The sequence below is a fragment of the Scytonema sp. NUACC21 genome (genome assembly GCF_054684315.1).
Window position 1 is genome coordinate 1 of sequence record NZ_BAAFZH010000105.1, and the last position, 20277, is coordinate 20277.

The window sequence follows — 20277 nt, forward strand, 5'->3', positions numbered from 1 at the left end:
AGTGCGGCACCTCGTGGTTTTGCCAGCGAACCGATTTTTGTCCCGCGTCCTGGTTCTCAACGAGAAGATGATGGCTGGGTACTGGCTTTAGTTTATGACTCTACCGACCATCGTTCAGATGTGGTTATCTTGAATGCCAAAGACTTTGAACGGGGACCCATAGCAAGGTTACATCTCAAGCATCATGTGCCTTATGGCTTGCATGGTAACTTTGTTTCTGAGTGTTTTCTCTAATTTATTGAGATAACAATTTTATACTCAAAATCATTATTAAAGCACTAGTATCCCTACTAGTGTTTTTTTTATCAGCCCTCCCAAGCATCGGTAGAGGGCAAAGTATCATCGCCAATTTGACAAAAAATTATCGACAAAAAACTTAGTAAAAGGTCTCGAAGGAGAGATTTAATTTGTTTAGCGCCACAGGCAAAGCCCTACAGCTTCTCTTAGAAACTTTGCAGCTTTGTGTAAGAAATCTAGAACGCTAAGTAGGTCAGTAAGAAAAAACGAAATTAGTTAGGGTCGTCCCTAGTCATTTGTCATTGGTCATTAGTAAAGGTTTCAGATGCATTTACATTTTGTAACATATTTCTGTTTATTCACGCCAACTTACTTACACAAAAAACAAGAATTTTTTAATGAAGATTATCGTTAAGATTATAGTTATGTCGCTAGGAAACAGTGTTTAAAATTCCTTGCAACATAATCCTCCTGATTTGCAGGAGTTAGTAATATATAGATGCCATTGCAGAATTTTTTGCGTCCGATTTCTCAAAGTTTATTAAGGGTTCCACTCCGTGTAGCCCTCATAGTACCCTTTATCCTCCAAATCTCTGCTGCTGTTGGATTCACAGCTTACTTTTCGTTAAGAAATGGTCAGAAAGCCGTCAATGAGGTTGCTACTCAGTTCAGAAATGAAGTAACAACTCGAATTCATCAATATGTTAGCGAATACATGGGGATACCTCCACTTGTGACTCAAATTAACGCCGATGCTATCCGTCTTGGTGAGTTGGATTTAAAAGATGCAAAGAGTTTAGAACGCCATTTCTGGCTCCAAATGCAATTATTTAATTCCCTAAGTCCCATCGCTGTTGGAAGTAAGGAGGGAAAAATTCATTCAGTCGATCGCCTTAATGATGGTTCACTTGTGATTCGGGTCATAGACGAATCAACTAAAGGGAATTACCATACCTATACGACTGATGACAAAGGGAATCGGGTGAAATTAATTCGAGTCAACAAAACCTTCGACCCTCGTATTCGCCCGTGGTACACACAAGCCGTAAAAGCAGGTAGAGCTACTTGGACTGAAATTTACCCATATTTCTCTTCGTTAGGGCTGGCAATCAGTGCAACCCGACCTTTGTACGACAAAACAGGAACTTTGGTTGGAGCTACAAATGCAACGCTATCTCTCGCAAAAATAAGCGACTTTTTACATAGTTTGAAAATTGGTCGCTCTGGGCAGACATTTATTATCGAACGTTCTGGAAACTTGGTAGGGAGTTCAACAACTAAGCAACCTTTCACCCTAAGCCAGGAGGGAGGGAAGCAGAGGCGGAGCCGGCTTGCTGCAACTGCTAGTAGCAATCCTATCACTCGTCTGACAGCACAGTACGTAAAGGAACATTTTGGTACTTTTAAAAACATCAATCGCAGCCAGCAACTGGACTTTAAAATCGATGGCAAGCAGCAGTTTATACAAGTCATGCCATTGACAGACAGCTATGGGCTGGACTGGGTGATTGTTGTAGTGGTTCCGGAAGCTGATTTCATGGAACACATCGAAGCTAACACGCGAACCACCATTTTACTATGTTTGGGAGCGCTAATAGCTGCTACACTCGTAGGAGTGATGACCTCTCGTTGGATTACTCAACCCATTCTCCGCTTGGTTTCTGCGTCTAAGGACATTGCTGATGGTAGGTTAGACCAAACTGTTGCAGTAGAGGGTATTCACGAATTACGAGTTTTAGCTCAAGCTCACAATCGAATGGCTGGTCAATTGCAAGCATCCTTTACCGCACTTGAACAGGCAAATGAACAGCTAGAAGTTCGGGTGGCTTCGAGAACATCTGAGCTACAGGAACGGACATTGCAGCTGCAGCAAGCATTTGACTTTGAAGCTATGTTGAAACGAGTTACGGATAAAGTCCGTGACAGTTTGGATGAAGCACAAATTCTACAAACTGTTGTGCAGGAATTAACTCGCGTACTTGCTGCTAAATGTTGTACAGCTGCTTTGTACGACTTGGAGCAAAAAACGTTAGTCATTGATTACGAGTATGCACAGCCCCACTGGCCTGCAAGCCGAGGTTCTGTGTTTCAATTAGAAGATTATCCTGGTATTCATCACTCCCTGTTGCAGAAGCAGTGTTTGCAATTTTGTCTGTTGATTCCGAAGTTCGAGCGTCCATTGGCTGCGGTTCTTGCCTGTCCTATTTTTGATGACCAAGGTGTTTTGGCTGATATATGGTTATTTAGACAACCAAGTTGTATCTACAATGAGCTAGAAATTCGGTTAGTGCAGCAGGTGGCAAATCAGTGTGCGATCGCCATTCGGCAAGCTCGGCTTTACCAAGGGGCACAAACCCAGGTGGAAAATCTCAAAAACCTACATCAACTTAAAGATGACTTCTTAAACACTGTATCTCACGAACTCCGTACACCAATTGCTAACATGAGTATGGCAATTCAAATTTTGAAGATGTACCCTACTTCCAAAGAACATCAGAAGTATTTAGACATCTTGGAAACAGAATGTGCTAAAGAATTAGCTTTTATCAATGACTTACTTGATTTACAGCGATTAGAAGCCGATCGTTATACGGTATATCCTGAGAAGATAATTTTACAGTATTGGATACCCAGCGTTATCGAACCGTTTCTATCGCGGATTCAACAGCGCCAACAAATTCTTACTGTTGACCTGCCGCCCGAAACTCCGTCCCTCGTGTCAGATTGCACTAGCCTGGGACGAGTTTTGGCAGAATTGCTAAACAATGCCTGTAAGTACACCGCATCTGGCGGTCAGATTCGTTTCAGTATTAGGCAGCATATTAGATCGCTTAACACAAATCAAAACTTTTTACCAACGATTGACTTTGAGGTGAGCAATCAAGCAGAAATCCCGACTGCTGAATTACCTCGTATTTTTGAAAAGTTTTATCGTGTTCCCGGTGCAGATCCTTTGAGACAAGGTGGTACCGGATTGGGGTTAGCACTAGTCCAAAGGTTGGTTGAGCAATTAGAGGGAGAACTTCGGGTCGAAAGCCGTGGGGGTTGGACAACCTTTAGTGTTGTTTTAAGAAATTTAACAGAATAGAGCCAACAGTAATTTTCAATGGAATTGGCACATTGCTCTCAGGGCTTTAACAAACTACCCAAAAACTCCTCTTCTCAACTTCAAAGCACAAGGGATCAAAGTAAATTGTAACGAAATTTACCAAATTTATATTTTTTCTAGAAAAGAGGCTACGCTAATCATAGTTCCATCAAATATGGTCAAATCTTGACAAACCAATTTCTACCAGTACAGTTCGGTACCACTTGTAACACAGACGCGCTTAAACAGTGATGTTGTGTCTTGGAGGATGTACTGCTAGATAACTCCTACTCCTCTCTGCAGCAACCAAGAAAGGTTGAAAGCAGTTGAGATGAATGTGTGCTTTTTTGTCCGCTTGGTTGGAATAACGTCCCAATCCAATCGTTGTTGTTGCAAATAGCCGACGAAAAGAGTGGAAACATTAGGCGATTTGACTGTATGAGTGTTGATTCAGGAACTAACAAACCATCTTGTTAGCGGAAATACCGCTATTAGGAGAAACATTTATGATTTCCTCTTCTCTAAGACCGTTGGAGGCTGCCTCTCCAGCGCATATTTGCCCGTTCGATCAAGCCTGTAGCTATCTGGAACAAGCAGCAAAAGAATTAAATTTGGATCGGGGTCTATTAGAAATACTCGCGCACCCACGCAAAGTGATTACGGTGTCTATCCCTGTCAAGCGGGACAATGGAGAAGTAGAAGTTCTGGCTGGGCATCGCGTACAGCATTGCGATATCTTAGGACCCTATAAAGGCGGTACTCGCTACCATCCAGCAGTCACACTACAAGAAGTTTCAGCACTAGCAATGCTTATGACTTGGAAGTGTGCGTTGGTTGGACTGCCTTACGGCGGTGCTAAAGGAGGTATTGCTATAGATCCAAAACGCTACAGTGTTAGCGAACTAGAAAGAATTACCCGTCGTTATACAACTGAGTTAATTAAAGATATCGGACCTTCAGAAGACATACCAGCACCCGATATGGGGACTTCTGCCCGTGAGATGGCTTGGATGATGGACACCTATTCTATGAATGTGGGTCATGCCGTACCGGGAGTTGTGACTGGTAAACCTATTTCCATAGGTGGTTCGCGGGGAAGGGAAATGGCAACCGGGCGCGGTACAATGATTGTTGTACGCGAGGCTCTAGCAGATATAGGTAAATCGCTGGCAGGAGCGCGAGTAGCGATTCAAGGTTTTGGAAATGTGGGTGCAGCAGCAGCTTTATTGATGCACCAAGCAGGAGCAAAGATTATTGCTGTCTCAACTGGTTCTGGAGGAGTCTATTCAGATATTGGTCTGGATATCCCTGCATTAAAAGCCTATGCAGCCGAGAACCACAAGGGTATTGTTGGATTCCCTGACTCAGTTCCAATCAGCAATGCTGAATTGTTGACTTTGCCTTGTGATGTCTTAGTTCCAGCAGCTTTAGAGAACCAGATAACAGAGAAAAATGCGAATGAAATAGAGGCAAGAATTGTTGCAGAAGCAGCTAATGGCCCGGTAACACTTGAAGCAAACCAGATTTTAGAAGCTAAAGGCATCATGGTGCTACCAGATATCTTGGCAAATGCTGGCGGTGTTGTTGTCAGTTATCTGGAGTGGGTGCAAGGTCTTTCTTACGTGTTCTGGGATGAAGATCGAGTCAATAAGGAATTGGAATTCCTCATGGTGCAAGCTTACCGTCAAGTTATGCAACAATCTGAACTGCGGCAAATACCTCTGCGTTTGGCGGCTTATACTCTAGGCGTTGGTCGCGTTGCTCAAGCACTTCATGACCGGGGTTTGTATCCTTAAAAGTCTTGTGATGTAGGCAAAATAGGTCTGAAATCAGAATGCCTAGAGCATCGGTACAGAAATCATCAACAGCCTCGTTTTTTGTAGAGACGCGCCATGGCGCGTCTTTAAATAACCTAAAATGAAGACAAGGTACAAAATATAAGGTTTCTGTTCTAATTCTAATGCGATCGCTTAAAACCGGAAACCTCAAAAAATTAACACCGCGTCGTGTTTCAAATAATTGATTTTTGACTGGATGTATTTTCAATCTCAATCCTGCCAAATAATCTTTTGTTGGAAGCGTACTTAACCTCAATTAAATTATTTAGCAGATTGTACAATCCACCAATTATTCTATCTCCTAACATAAATTTACGATCTTGCGGGAGACGGTTGAAAATTGGTACTACCATTTCATCAAATCATAAGTTCTTTGTATAATTGGTAGCTCGTCCATTTTCAAAAAAAATTTTTTCGGCTCGCTTCGCTCGCTGTAATAAAGGAAAAAGAATAAAGAAAAAAGGGCAAGAGGATAAGAGTATAAAGTACTACTGAGTCCACGCAGCAGCACACCTAACACGAAAACCAATGACGTTGAGCCTGAAGACCGCATCGCCGTAGTAACGATACGCCGAGCGGCAGAGAGCGGGAACGTAGTCCCAGGAACCACCACGCAGCAACCTTCCCCTATTATCATTATAATTTTTATTTAACCAAGCACTTCCATCAACGGGTGCTCCTTCATAATTCCTATGCCAATGGTCAGCACACCACTCCCATACATTCCCGTGCATATCGTATAGTCCAAAGGCATTTGCTACACCAAAGCTACCTACTGGCGTTGTTTCCCCACGATAAGTTCCCTTTACACCCTCACCATAAGTGTAGTTGGCGTTATAATTAACCAAATCGGAAGTTATTGTTTCGCCAAAGTGGAAAGGGGTGGTAGTTTCTGCACGAGCTGCATATTCCCATTCAGCTTCACTGGGTAGACGGTAGCTTTTACCTGTATATTGAGAGAGGCGATCGCAAAACTCAACTACATCGTACCAAGACACTCTCTCTACAGGGCGATTATCATTTTTAAAGTAAGATGGATCTGCTTCTAAATCGCGGTTAACTTTGGGTAGTTTGGCTACGACTTTCCATTGTGCTTGTGTTACTGGGTACTGACCCATGAAGAAGGGCGGAATCGTTACTTGATGCTGAGGTCTTTGTGAGCTATCTCCTTCCCCTTTTGGTGAACCCATCATAAATGTATTACCAGGAATAAAGACCATTTCTAAGGTGATACCTTCACCCAAATGTTCCTGAAAGTATTGGGCTTGTTTGCTTTCCCGGTTGATGATTTCGCCACGATGATTAACTCTGACAGTTTCAAAATCAAAAGACTTTAGCTCATCATTGTCTTTTCCCAAAGATCGAATATCCTTAAATTCTTCTCTAGAAGCCAAAGCAGCGATCGCCTTTCTCACTAAATTTTCTCCCTCTAAATCCTGATTTCTTTGGGCTGCTACTAAAGCTAAATCCAGTCTTACTAAAAGGTCTTGATTTGCTTCAATCCAACGCCAGTAGGGACTTAATGAAGCTGTTACCCTGGCACTGCGACAGATTTTATCAGCACTCATTTCCTGCTTGTAACCCCATTGGAGAAACAAAATTAAATTTGAGTTTTCTTGAAGAAGCAACTGCCGTCCCTTATTATCATCTCCATTGCCAAAAAGCTTGAGAACCGTGTCACAGAAATTGCCATTATAAAAATCCAAAACTTGAGGAGCAAGATAGTCAATTCCTCTTCCTGTCTGCAATTTACTTTCTGCATAACTACGGGCAGGTTCGGGTAAAGTGACCCTCCAATCAGATGCAGTAGAAGAGTTTTCTGCCATAGAAAACTTAAATAATTCTAACACAGCTTTATTCCCACTTCTTCCCCAAATAGCTCTAGCTAAATCCCGACTCAACCCACTAGGAAAGAAAGCCAATAAAGGAAATATATCTTTCCCCTCTACCGAGAGTATCTCAAAGGAACGCTCTAAAGTTATCCGCAGACTTCTTTCTTTTCTTTCTTCAGGAGAATAAGATTCAAGAACGTCCAGTGGTTCATCTATCAAGTCTTCACGTAGCATCTTCAGAGTAGATTTAGTTTCTACCATATAAGATGCTGCGAGTTTAATGGGTAAGGGATAGCCATCAAGAAACTTGACTAAAAGATTAAAGTCTTCTAGCAAATCATCATTATTCCCCCATTGTACTTGTGGGGGAGCATACTTTCTAAATATCTCTATTGTTTCTGATGCTCCCATGCTGCAAACTTCTTCTTGATGGCAATCACGAATATCCCCAGCCAGAGAATCACGAGAAGTTAACAACAGTCTTAAATGAGGACATTGTTCTATGAGCGAGTTTAAAAGGTCAATGAGTTCGTTGGGTTCTCTTTGAATCAATCTATCCAAATCATCGAGAATCAAAAACAATCGACGATTCCTTAACTCTTTTTCTAAAGCAAAACTCATGAATTCAAAACTCTGTTTGACTTTGGTAATTAGCGTTCCTACAGAATCAGTATCGCGCAAACTAATAAACCAAACTCCATCCTTATAGCGCAAGCGCTCGTGTAACCACTGACCAATGGCATAAGCTAAGGCAGTTTTACCTATACCTCCCATACCATGTAGAGCAATACAACGTCGATCGGACTCTACTAGAACTTTAATTACCTGATGTATTTCTTGTCTGCGTCCTACAAAGTTTGGGTCGTTACGGGGAATATTTGTATTTGACCACTGGGGATAGATAATTTGATGAGAATTGGCTGGTTCTATAATCAGCGATTGATTGTGGGGAACTTGGGGGAGTAATTGAAATTTAAAGGCTTCATCAAAATTAACTCCTTGCTGGAAAGTCTGCGAGTTAAAGATTTTTCTTAATTTATCATCAAGTTTAACTGCATTACGACTCACTAAAAAAGCATTAGCAATTGAATCTTCATTAAATAATGCCTGATAAAGGCGTCGGGAGAAACATCGAGCTGCAACATCTAAAATTTTATCTTCAGCATTTACCGCAATGACATGAGATACGCCTGCTTTGACAAAAGCTTGAGCTAACTTTTCTGAATGACAGGCATTCAATAATGCTAATTGACAGGGCGCTTGCTGCTGATTTGATAAGGCGATTTCTAACTCTTCTTCACTAAAAGAACGAGTCATCCCTACGTCATCTTCTAACACTAGGGCTGTACTATCACCCTCTCTCGTCCCATGACCAATAAAATGAATAATCAGTGGTTTGACGCGACTAGATAACACATCTTGTAAAGTTTGTGATGTGGCTACTTTAACTACTATTTCCACTGTTATAGGATGAGATATATCCTCTAACACTGAAGCAATTTCATCAATTTCTTTTTGGATATATAAATTTTCTACAGGTGATAAGTCTTCATCAAGTAGAGGGGCTGAAAACAAGATGAGAATTTGATTGCTGAAGGAATTACCTTGTTCGGGGAGTTGTTCTACCCCAGGCTTAAAAGGGATTTTTACAGCTTCTTTTGAGACAACCATGTTTCTAGTACAAGTCGGCGCAAACAAAGCGACCAGTGTAAATTGCTCTAAGGTTTACACTGGAAGCCTTTTAATTTTATCCTTTATCCTTCATACTTCAGCCTTTCTGTACTAGTGTTTTAAACCACGCTTCTATTTCTTCGTCTGTTGCAGTGTTTAAGTCAATATCTGGAAGGTTTGGGTGTTCTAACTTGCCTTTTGGTTCTCTCCCTTTTTCTCGCAATTCTCGCCGCCAATTATTAATTGCTTTAGCCGCTTTGATACTGTAATCTATCAACTGCGCTGTTGCTGACACCGCTGAAACGACTGTAGCGACAAAAATAATGTCGTCTACACCTACCACGCGGCTTTGTGACTTCTGTACCTTGATTGAATTTAGAGATAGTGATGTTTCTAAAGACTTTATTTCATCTAAGGGTAGTTCGGATGAAATAACTATACTAAAGAAAGGAATGTCACTCATTTACACCTCTAAAAATTTTATTTAAGACTTACGAGTTAACAAAAGCAATAAGATGCTGCTCACGGATATGGAGGGTATCCCCTCGTAGCATAGAACAACCACGCTAGTATTAACAACATAGTCTTTGAGCGCTGTGTCTGCGATTTAGCTGGTCATTAACAACTGCGATAGCTTCGCTCCTGCCCGGAGGGCAGATCGCAAACGCCCTAAGTGTTTCAATGGTCATATTTAAATTGTTAATCCAATTTTAATGCGATACATATGAATAAAGACTAAGCATGGCTAGTCTCTACATTATCGATTTGTATTATCCTTTTCATGAAACGGTATAACTCCATTTCAGTAAAGCAGTAAAAAAAATTACTTAAAATATCTTGGTAATAGTTGTTTCCAGTGCTAAAACAGAAGCAGTCACAAAATACTGAGTGTTTATGGCAACTAAATATAAAGAAAGAGCACTGTTGCTTCTCCGTCAGGCGCTTGATAATCCAACCGCTGAGTTTCGCACCGGTCAGTGGGAAGCAATTGAAGAGATAGTCGAGAGGCGAAACTCCCAGGGAGAAGCCAAGACATCGCGTTTACTGGTTGTTCAACGCACGGGTTGGGGCAAAAGCATAGTTTATTTTCTAGCGACTCGCCTGCTTCGAGACCAAGGTGCTGGTTGTACGCTGTTGATTTCACCATTACTCGCTTTAATGCGGAACCAAATCACAGCAGCCCAACGTATTGGTCTCAACGCAGCGACAATTAACTCCAGCAATACAGAAGAATGGGAAATTGTCCAAAACCAATTGTTAGCAGGAAAAGTAGATCTTCTGCTCCTTTCTCCCGAAAGATTAGCTAATGATGAATTTCGAGAAAAAATTCTTTTACCCGTCTCTCAACGAATCGGTTTCTTTGTGATTGATGAAGCTCACTGTATTTCTGATTGGGGACATGATTTTCGACCTGATTATCGGCGGATTGTAAGAGTTCTACAAGGGCTTCCTTCAAATATTCCAGCCCTTGCTACCACTGCTACAGCTAATAATCGGGTGGTAAACGATATTATTGCTCAGCTTGGGGTAAATTTGCGCGTACAAAGAGGTGCTTTAACGAGAAAAAGTTTACGATTACAAAATATTTCTATCCCCAACCCAGCAGCACGAATGGCATGGTTAGCGGAGCAACTTCCTAAAATACCGGGAAGTGGGATTATCTATACATTAACAGTAAAAGATGCTGATAGAGTTGCTGGTTGGTTACAAACACAGGGTATTAACGCCAAGGCATACCATAGCGATATCGAAAATTCTTTGCGTGTAGCATTAGAAGAGCAGCTACTAAAAAATGAAATAAAAGCATTGGTAGCAACAACTGCCTTAGGAATGGGTTTTGATAAACCAGATTTAGGATTTGTCATTCATTATCAACGCCCCGGTTCTGTCGTACATTATTACCAGCAGGTAGGACGAGCAGGGAGAGCAGTAGAAAAAGCTTATGGAATTCTTTTGAGTGGGGATGAAGACGATGAAATTACCAACTACTTTATCAGTACGGCTTTTCCTCCACAAGTTCATACCCAACAGGTTTTAAACGTTCTCAATCAAGCTGATGATGGTCTTTCTGTTCCTCAGATGGAACAGCAACTCAATCTTTCTAAAGGTCAAATTGATAAAGTGTTAAAACTGCTGTCTCTAGAATCTCCTGCACCAGTCATTAAAAAAGATTCAAAATGGTATGCAACACCGATAAATTATCAGCCTGATGAAGATAAGATAAGAAAATTAACACAAATTCGCCGTCAAGAACAAGCTCAAATGTTGGCATATATGCAAAGCCAACAATGTTTGATGTCTTTTCTTGCAGCCGAGTTAGACGATCCAAATCCGACTGCTTGTGGTAGATGCGCTGTATGCATGGGTCAACCTTTATTACCAGAAACCTATTCTATTGAGGTTGTGAATCAAGCTATTCAGTATTTGCGTCGTAGCGACCAAATTATTGAACCACGTAAAACCTGGGTTTCACAAGCGTTTCCAACCTATGGTTTTTCTGGAAAAATTAAAGATAATTTAAGATTAGAGGAAGGAAGAGCATTGTCTTTATGGGGTGATTCAGGTTGGGGAGAGCTAGTTAAACACGGGAAATATCAGAATAATTATTTTGACGATAAACTGGTGCAAGGTGCTTTTGAAATGATTCAACGCTGGCAACCCCAACCCTTTCCAACTTGGGTGACGTGTGTTCCCTCTTTGAATCGTCCAGGGCTTGTACCGAACTTTGCTCAAAGACTGGCTGAAAAATTAGGTATACCTTTTATGCCAGTCGTGCAGAAAATTCGCCCAACCCAGTTGCAAAAACAGATGAGCAACAGTTACCAACAAGCTAGGAATTTAGATGGTGCTTTTGCAGTTCACCCTTGGCAAGGAATCAGTGGTTCTGTTTTTTTGGTCGATGATATGGTCAATTCCCGTTGGACTTTCACTGTCATTGCAGCACTTTTACGTCGTGCTGGAAGTGGGGCAGTTTTTCCTGTAGCACTAGCCCTCAATACGTTCAGTCAAGGTGATTAGAAAACCATGTCAAATCACGTGCTACCGCCAGATACTCAAGCCATCTTATTGTTATGTGCTAGCTTTGGACAAAATCGTCAACTTGAACCCCAACCTCTAACCCTCAGTGAGTATAACTCTTTAGCGGACTGGTTGCGAGAAAATCAGATGCGTCCAGCAGATTTACTCGAACCGACAGCACAAGAAGTTTTAGAAAAAATCCATGACAGCAAACTTGACCCTAACAGGTTACTAGCCTTGCTGCAGAGGGGTGGAATGCTGAGTTTAGCAGTAGAAAAGTGGACAAATCAGGGGCTGTGGGTTTTGGGAAGAGGTGACACCAACTATCCCAGACGTCTCAAGCAAGTGTTGAGACTTTCCGCACCGCCAATTCTCTATGGAGTTGGTAATATCGAATTGCTTTCAATGGGAGGACTGGCAATTGTTGGTTCTCGTGATGTGGACGAAGAAAGTCTTAGCTATACTCATAGAGTTGCACAAACTTGCTGTGCTAGTAACTTGCAAGTTATCTCTGGTGGGGCGCGTGGAGTAGATCGAACAGCGATGTTAGGTGTGCTAGAAGCAGGGGGCACATCTGTCGGCGTGTTAGCAGATAGTTTGACAAAGGCGTCCGTTGATGGAAAGTATCGTTCCAGTATCAAAGAGGGTAGACTCGCTTTGGTTTCCAGTTACGATCCAGATGCTGGGTTCAATATTGGTCATGCAATGGGTCGAAATAAGTATATTTATGCTCTAGCAGACTATGGTCTTGTTGTCAGTTCGTCAGTGGGTAAGGGCGGTACTTGGGCTGGGGCGGTGGAAGTTTTGCAACGATTTAGGGATATCCCCGTTTTTGTGCGGATGGACTCAAATGTCTTAGAAGGAAATCGTCAGCTTTATGAACAAGGGGCAAAACCTTTTCCACATGAACCTTGGAATGCTCCATTAAGAGAACTTTTAGCAGCAGCTGCATCTAAAAATGAATCAGTAGAGGTGACAGAGGCTATAACGACACCTCAACCAACTGCGAATACTGAACCTCAAGGAATTCAAGATAATACAAAAGATATTATATATGAAGCTGTTTTGCCATTTATCCTCGATCGCCTACAACAACCAAAAGATGCAAAATCTCTTGCAGAATCCTTGAATGTTCGACAATCGCAGATGCAAGATTGGTTAAATAAAGCTGTTATGGAGGGTAGGGTAAGAAAAATCAACAAGCCGAGTGCTTATGTTGCAGTTAACCAACTTGTCATACCATTTGATGAAAAGTGCGATCCAAATCGCTAGTGTAAAAGTTGACAAAAGACCCGTTATATACGAATCCACAATTTCTTAATTATCAGGAAGCTCTTGTTCTTTTACAGCTAAATCAGTATCAACTGCCAGTATGCGATGTTTGCGTTCGTCAGCAGTTAACTTTGTTTTCGTGATTTTTCCAATTCTTCAGCAGGAAAACCCAGTTCAATAGCCTTTTGATATGCTTCCTCTGCTTCTTGACTTTTTCCCATCTCTTGCAACACAGACCATATATTAGCCCATATCAAAGCATTCTTCGGTGCAAGGTCTCTAGCTTTGTTCAATGCTTCCAAAGCTGCTTCATAGCGTTTGAGTTCGGATAGTGCTAATCCTTTGCCCTGCCAAGCTGCATAAGATTGGTTATCTAACTTAATCGCTTGTTCAAAGGATTGTATAGCGTCTTCATGCTTTCCAAATTCGCGAGTCAGCAACAGCCCTCGCGTATACCAAACTTGAGGATTTTGCTGCGGGCGGATTTTACTAGCTCGATCTAAAGACCAAAATGCATCTTGCGGTTTTTGTAAAGTCAAAAGTACAATGCCTTTACCTAATAGAGCTTCATAAAAATTTTCATCGATTTTAAGCGCTTCTTCATATGATACAAGGGCTTCTTCATAGCGATGCAACTTTTGTAGAGTATCTCCCTTTACAGTCCATGAGATTGGATCTCTACTATTTCTTTTTAGAAAAGCTTCGTAACCATCCAGTGCCTCTCTATAGTAGACTTTAGCAGCTTGAGGTCCTTGTAATTGTTCCACTGCTAGCCCAGTTTCATACCAAACATTTGGTTTATCTGGCCTAATTTGCTTTAATTTTTCAAAGGCTTTTGATGCTTCTTCATACTGTTGCAAACCTATATGAGCTATGCCCTTCCCACTCCAAGCTTCAGCAAGATCGTCGCTAACAGGGTTAAGTTTTAATACACTTTCATAAGTCTCTAAAGCGTCTTTAGCTAAACCTAATTTATATAATGCTCTACCTTTATTATTTAACGATTTTAAGTTCTTAGGTTCGAGGGAAAGGGCTTTTTGATAAAAAGCTAAAGCACTGGAATAGCGCCCTAAAATCATCAAAGCGTCTCCTTTTCCTCTCCATCCCTCACTAGAATTTGGTTTAAGATCGATGTAGTTTTGAAATTGTTCGCTTGCTGCTTCTGGCTTGAGCGATTTAATTAAATTATCTCCTTGATACAAATAATACGCAGGTCGGATGGTTGGAGATATCAAGAACTCAAGACCAACAACCATCAGACTAATTGCTGCAAATCCAATCGGAATGTATGAAGACTTAAATGATATTTGTTGAGGTGCTAGCGTTCGATCCGGTTGAGATAATGATAATGGTGGTTCAATTCTGGTTGCTGCTAAATTTCCAGTCCAGTTTCTGACGACTCCATTTTGTTGGATTGTGATTTCATTGACGTGCTCGATCACTTCGTCTACTGATTGGTAGCGACGTTCCGTACTGAAATACACCATTTTTGTTAAAATTTGACATAGCCTGCTATCAGCATCAATGCCTTTAGGAAATATCACATTATCTTCTCGATCCCGTTTTAAGTCCCTGGGGTGTATTCCCGTAAACAAATGAATTGCTGTCATACCCAAGCCATAAATATCACTCTTAAAGCTTGGTCTTCCGTCCATTTGTTCTACAGGAGCATACCCAGGAGTTCCAATCATGGTATGAGTCGGAACAGTCTGTGCAGCGTTTGAAGATAAGTATTTTGGATCTAATTGTTTGACAGAGCCAAAATCAATTAAAATAAATCTTTGGTCTTCGTCTCTTCTGATAACGTTAGAGGGCTTGATATCACGATGAATAATATTAATTTGGTGAAGATACTTTAAAATAAGTAAAATTTCCTGTAAAAAATGAATAACTTTTTCTTTTGACCATCGACGATCCAGTAATTTATCTAAAGATTTCCCTTGGATATGTTCTTGGACTAAGTAGTAATTGTCACCTTCTTCAAAATAATTAAGAAACTTTGGGATTTGTTGATTTTGTTGTAAATAGTTGAGAACATGTGCTTCTCTTTGAAATAATATTTTTGCTGTCTCAATATCAGCGCTTTGGGGGTTAAGCTTCTTAATAACGCAAGCAGCATTGGATAACAGAGTATCTTGAGCAAGATATGTGACACCAAAGCCTCCTCTTGCTATTTCTCTAACAATCTGATATCGTCCAACGATTAACCCTTCCGTTTGCTTTGTCATTTTCTATACTTAGCTGGCTTGAATATAGGGGTCAGTAATCGGGGGTTAGGGGCTAGGAAAGAGAGATGTTCATGATTGGTTGTGGGCGATCGCATATAAAGGACTGTGTAACAAAATATTTTAACTTTACTTAACAATTAAGATGTAAATCTTAGCTGATTTTGATGAGATAAGCCATGATTTGAGTATTCTTTTCAAAATTTTTAATTAGCAAAACTAATTATTATTTTAGTGACTTAGAAGAACAATATGTGATAAATAATCCTTAAGATAGATGAATTGTTCTCGGACAGCAAACTATAGAAAACGCCTTTTACAACAAAACTTTTACAGAGGAGTGGCTAGTACCATGATTGTGAGCAGACAGCTCGGTGTCTTGAAACTCAATCTAGCTGTTTCATTCATACTTGAGGTAGCAATCTCCTCATGTGCGTACAAAGTCTTGGCTGAAAGCTCGCCTAATGAAGGTTTGAGCCCTGAAAATTTACCTCCTCCTGAATCTCAGATACTGGATTTTACAGCAAAAGATAGAGTATTGCCTATTATTTTATCTCAAGTTCAAAATCCTACCGAAATTCCTCGACCCAGTGTACCAGATTCTATACTTCCCGCTCCACTGCCTCCCAAACCGGAGCAGCCAGTTCCGGTTCCACAGCCTATTCCGGAAACCCCACTGGAGACAATACCGACAACTCCTCCCCAAGTGGAGGAAACCCCAGGAAGCCCTAGAAGTATCAGCGTTAAAAGATTTGAGTTTGAAGGCAATACAGTATTTAGTGACGATCGCTTAACAAAGATTACAGAAAAATTCTTGAATAAAGACCTTACCTTTTCTCAACTACTACAAGTAGAAACTGAAATTACAAAGCTTTACACTGATGCAGGGTATGTCAATTCTGGTGCTGTCATCGCCATTGGACAAGAACTAGACCCAAAAGGAGCGATCGTTAAAGTTCAGATTGTTGAAGGTGGAGTAGAAACAATCCAGGTTACGGGGACGCGTCGCTTAAACCCCGGTTATATCCGCAGTCGCATCAAACTTGGGATCTCCAGACCTTTAAATAGAAATCGCCTGCTAAAAGCACTGCAACTGTTACAACTAAACCCTTTAATTGATAATCTCTCGGCTGAACTGTCTACTGGTTCGCGTCCGGAAGAGAGCGTCTTAAAAGTTAATGTCGTAGAAGCAGACTCCTTTAGAACAGAATTATTTGTCGATAATGGTCGTACCCCCAGTGTAGGGAGTTTCCGACGGGGAATCAGCATCAGTGAAGGCAATGTCTTTGGTTTTGGAGACGCTTTTTTTGCAGCATATTCAAATACTGATGGTAGCAACACCCTCGACCTCAGCTACACAGCACCAGTTAATGCCCGTAATGGCTCTATCATTTTGCAAGGTGGATTTACAGACGCCAAGGTGATTGAACCGCCCTTTGATGATATAGATCTCAAAGGAAATTCTTTTTACATCAATGTGGGTTTCCGCCAGCCCATCATTCAAACACCAACCCGCGAATTAGCCCTGGGTTTTACCTTGTCACGAGAGCAAAGTAGTACGGAACTTTTGGGAGAAGGCTTTAGCTTCCTATCACCAGGAGCCGATGACAATGGAGAAACCCGTGTATCAGCACTGCGGTTTTATCAAGAGTACATCCAGCGTAGTTCGCAACAAGTCCTTGCACTTCGTTCTCAATTTAATCTTGGAGTCGGCTGGTTTGACTCCACTTTTAGAACTCAAGCCCCCGATAGTCGCTTCTTCTCTTGGCGGGGACAAGGACAGTATGTGCGATCGCTAGCTCCAGATACACTCTTTGTCTTTCGTAGTGATATCCAGCTAGCAACAAGAACTTTAGTCCCTTTAGAACAACTGGGTTTGGGAGGGTTGCAAAGCGTCAGGGGTTACAGACAAGATGAGCTTTTGGTCGATAACGGCATTTTAGCTTCTGCTGAAGTCAGAATTCCAATTTTGCGAGTGCGTAATATAGATGGACTGCTGCAAATTGCGCCTTTTGTCGATTTTGGTGTTGGTTGGAATAGTTCTGGAAGGGAAAATCGAAGCCCGAATACTTTAGTTGGTGTTGGTGTGGGTTTGCGATGGCAAATGGGAGATACATTAAGTGCCCGCTTTGATTACGGTGTTCCACTCACTGATGTCGAATCAAGAGATAGAGATAGGACTTTGCAAGAGAAAGGCTTTTATTTTTCAGTCAATTTCAGCCCTTTTTAACAATTCATAATACTTTAGATTTCATACTTCAGTTGGCAGGAGGAATAAAACGTGGAAATGCATCCTGGGCTAAGCAAAAAATTACAAAGTTTTCTAAGAAGAGTGTATAAGAGACGCTCCCTTTTTCTTGCAGTTCTACTCTTTATCTTCTCATCACTCTCTCCTGTAGTTGCTGCTAAAATTCCCGCACCAAACATTATTGTTCAAGCTCAACAAGATGGAAAACAGTTAGCTAACCAGGCAAGTCAGCTTTATCGCAATGAAAAATTTGCAGAAGCGGCAGCCCTATGGGAACAAACAGCAGCTTTTTTTGCCAGTAAAGGAGATGGATTAAACCAAGCAATGGCGTTGAGCAATCTCTCTTTGACTTATCAAAAATTGGGACAGTGGGAGCGAGCAACAAAAGTCATTGAAGACAGTTTGACACTGTTAAAAAACCAGCCAAAAGGAAAGGAAAAACTTAAAATTCAAGCTCAAACTTTAGATATTTTGGGATATTTGCAAAAGGAAAGAGGCAAATCAGCAGATGCGTTGAAAACTTGGCAAGAAGCAACTCAAATATATAGTAAAATCCATGAGCCATTAAAGGTTTCTCAGAGCAAAGTTAACCAAGCTCAAGCAATGCAAGATAGCGGTCTTTATCGTCGTGCTTGCGATACTTTGTTAGAAGTTTTAAGCCAAGAAATTGGAGTTCAAGGTTGTGAAAATTTTGGCGCTCTTGATTCGGAAAACTTAGCAAAAAAAATTCAAGAATTAAATCCTCAAAAGTCTTCTTTACCTGCGGTTATAGCATTCAGAAGTCTTGGAGAGGTCATGCGATTTGAGGGTCAGTTCAGGAAATCAGAAATTCTTGTGACAGCTGCCCAAAACCTAGCTCAAAAATTAAAATATTCCCAAGAATTAGCTGCTATATATTTGAGTTTGGGCAACACAGCACGAGATATATATCAAACAGAAGTGCTTGTAGGTGAAAAAGTAAAATATGAAGAAAAAGTATTGAATTCTTACCAACAAGCAACCGAGCTTTCCTCAGCACCATCTACAAAACAGCAAGCACAACTGAATTTACTAAGCTTCCTACTAGAACTCAACACTCCCGACAGCTTGCAACAAGCACAAGAAATTGGGCGCGTGCTTTCTCTGCAACTCACCACACTTCCCCCCAGTCATAGCGGAGTATATCAGCAAATTAACCTGGCTCAAAACCTGATTCAATTAGCTCAAAAAGATAGCTTTGTGGTCAAGAGTAACTCTCAGCAAACTAGCTTAGATGACATTGACCAAATCTTAGTTAGAGCAGTCGAACAAGCTAAAAGTTTGGGAGATACAAGAGCCGAAGCATATGCTTTAGGCAATCGGGGAAAATTGTATGAATTGTCGGGAAAAAAGCAAAATTTATCTCAAGCTGAAGAATTGACAAAACAGGCTTTGAGTCTAGGGGCAACTTTTGAATATCCAGATATTTCCTATCAATTTTTCCAACAGTTGGGACGGATACGTAAAGCACAAGGAGATATTCCAGATGCAATTAGCGCTTATACCAAAGCTTATGATGCTCTTCAGTCGCTACGTAATGATTTAGTAGCAATCAACCCAGAATTTCAGTTTTCCTTCCGAGATAGTGTTGAACCAGTCTATCGAGAGTTAGTTGAGTTAGATTTGAGAGATGCTACTACTCTAAAACAAGCAGGGAAAAATGAAGCAACAAAAGAACGGCTCATTCAAGCTCGAAATGTTATCGAATCTCTGCAAGTTGCGGAACTCAACAACTTTTTTAGAGAAGCTTGTATCACATCAATTCCCAGACAAATTGATGAAGTAGACCCTTCAACAGCAGTTCTTTATACAATTGTCTTCAATAATCAATTAAACGTTATTCTCAGTTTACCCAATCAAAAAACTCTCAATTTTTATACAACGCCTATTAAGTCAGAAGAGTTTCAGGAAACGGTAGAACAAATACAACGTTCTTTAAAAAGCCCTGACAGTGATGTCAATCAGTTTACTAACGAATATTACAAAAAGTTGTATGGTTGGCTGATTCAACCATTAGAGACAGAGTTAACAAAAAGCAAGATTAAAACTCTAGTGTTTGTGCTAGATGAAAATTTGCGAAATATTCCCATGACAGTGCTTTATGATGGCAACCAGTATTTAGTACAAAAATATGCTATTGCTGTCACCCCTTCTTTGCAGCTTGTCAATCCAAAACGAATTGCACAAATTAATTTAAGAGCCATCACTGCAGGGCTGAGCCAAGTCAGCGATGAATTTAAATCAGATTTTGAGCCTTTAAGGAACGTAGAACTAGAGCTAAAAACGATTCAGAAAGTTGGAATATCAGATCGACTGCTTCTTAACGAGCAATTTACAAGCAGACAAATTCAACAACAAGTTGCGGCTTTTCGCATCCCTCCTATCGTTCACTTAGCAACTCACGGTCAATTTAGCTCAAAAGCAGATGAAACCTTTATTCTGTCTTGGGACAGGCGCATTAACGTCAAACAGTTGGGGAATATGCTGCGGAGCAACCCCATATCTCAAGAGGGAGCTATTGAACTCTTAGTTTTGAGTGCTTGCGAGACAGCAGTTGGCGACAATCGAGCAGCTTTAGGGTTAGCAGGAGTTGCGGTACGGGCTGGTGCTCGCAGTACATTAGCAACACTGTGGCGAGTTGAAGATAAAAGTACAGCCAATATCATGGCAGAATTTTACCGTCAGCTAGAGCAAGCTAAGAAGAACAACACAGGTAAGGCAGAAGCTTTGCGTCTCGCACAACTCTCTCTCCTTGAGGGTAAGGAGTATAGGCATCCCCATTATTGGGCACCTTTTGTTCTGGTTGGCAATTGGCAGTGATTGTAGAGAC

10 protein-coding genes are annotated in these 20277 nt (G+C 41.1%); 7 read left to right on the forward strand and 3 right to left on the reverse strand.

The features are described from left to right. The 3 genes from ACYRY3_RS36735 to ACYRY3_RS36745 all read left to right on the forward strand — a co-directional run. Positions 1 to 234 (forward strand): carotenoid oxygenase family protein (locus ACYRY3_RS36735; RefSeq protein WP_460206659.1); only part of this gene is annotated, 234 nt, incomplete at its 5' end. Between the two features lie 502 nt (positions 235 to 736). Next, entirely contained in the window at positions 737 to 3325 is a 2589-nt protein-coding gene (locus tag ACYRY3_RS36740; protein WP_460206660.1) for an ATP-binding protein, read from the forward strand. A 506-nt stretch (positions 3326 to 3831) separates the two neighbouring features. Continuing rightward, positions 3832 to 5121 carry a Glu/Leu/Phe/Val family dehydrogenase gene (locus ACYRY3_RS36745; RefSeq protein WP_460206661.1) on the forward strand — a complete coding sequence of 430 codons (1290 nt, stop codon included), beginning with the start codon at positions 3832 to 3834 and terminating at the stop codon, positions 5119 to 5121. A 530-nt stretch (positions 5122 to 5651) separates the two neighbouring features. On the opposite strand, the gene ACYRY3_RS36750 is transcribed toward ACYRY3_RS36745, so the two are convergent. Then, a complete protein-coding gene (locus tag ACYRY3_RS36750) occupies positions 5652 to 8666 on the reverse strand; it encodes an SUMF1/EgtB/PvdO family nonheme iron enzyme (RefSeq protein ID WP_460206662.1) in 3015 nt (1004 codons plus the stop codon). A gap of 97 nt (positions 8667 to 8763) precedes the next feature. Continuing rightward, the gene (locus ACYRY3_RS36755; protein WP_460206663.1) at positions 8764 to 9129 is read right to left on the reverse strand and encodes a hypothetical protein; all 366 of its coding nucleotides are present in this window, start codon (positions 9127 to 9129) and stop codon (positions 8764 to 8766) included. A 431-nt stretch (positions 9130 to 9560) separates the two neighbouring features. On the opposite strand from ACYRY3_RS36755, the gene ACYRY3_RS36760 reads away from it, so the two are divergent. Next, on the forward strand, positions 9561 to 11684 hold the full coding sequence (locus ACYRY3_RS36760) for a RecQ family ATP-dependent DNA helicase (protein WP_460206664.1): 2124 nt from the start codon (positions 9561 to 9563) through the stop codon (positions 11682 to 11684). A gap of 6 nt (positions 11685 to 11690) precedes the next feature. Further along, the gene (locus ACYRY3_RS36765; protein WP_460206665.1) at positions 11691 to 12956 is read left to right on the forward strand and encodes a DNA-processing protein DprA; all 1266 of its coding nucleotides are present in this window, start codon (positions 11691 to 11693) and stop codon (positions 12954 to 12956) included. Between the two features lie 125 nt (positions 12957 to 13081). On the opposite strand, the gene ACYRY3_RS36770 is transcribed toward ACYRY3_RS36765, so the two are convergent. Beyond that, positions 13082 to 15184: a tetratricopeptide repeat protein gene (locus tag ACYRY3_RS36770; RefSeq protein ID WP_460206666.1), complete on the reverse strand. Its 2103-nt coding sequence runs from the start codon at positions 15182 to 15184 to the stop codon at positions 13082 to 13084. A 349-nt stretch (positions 15185 to 15533) separates the two neighbouring features. On the opposite strand from ACYRY3_RS36770, the gene ACYRY3_RS36775 reads away from it, so the two are divergent. Then, positions 15534 to 17411 (forward strand): ShlB/FhaC/HecB family hemolysin secretion/activation protein, encoded by a 1878-nt coding sequence (locus tag ACYRY3_RS36775; RefSeq protein ID WP_460206667.1) that lies wholly within the window; start codon positions 15534 to 15536, stop codon positions 17409 to 17411. 57 nt (positions 17412 to 17468) lie between these two features. Continuing rightward, positions 17469 to 20267, forward strand: coding sequence for a CHAT domain-containing protein (locus tag ACYRY3_RS36780; RefSeq protein WP_460206882.1), 2799 nt, complete (start codon positions 17469 to 17471; stop codon positions 20265 to 20267). The last annotated feature ends 10 nt before the right edge of the window (positions 20268 to 20277 follow it).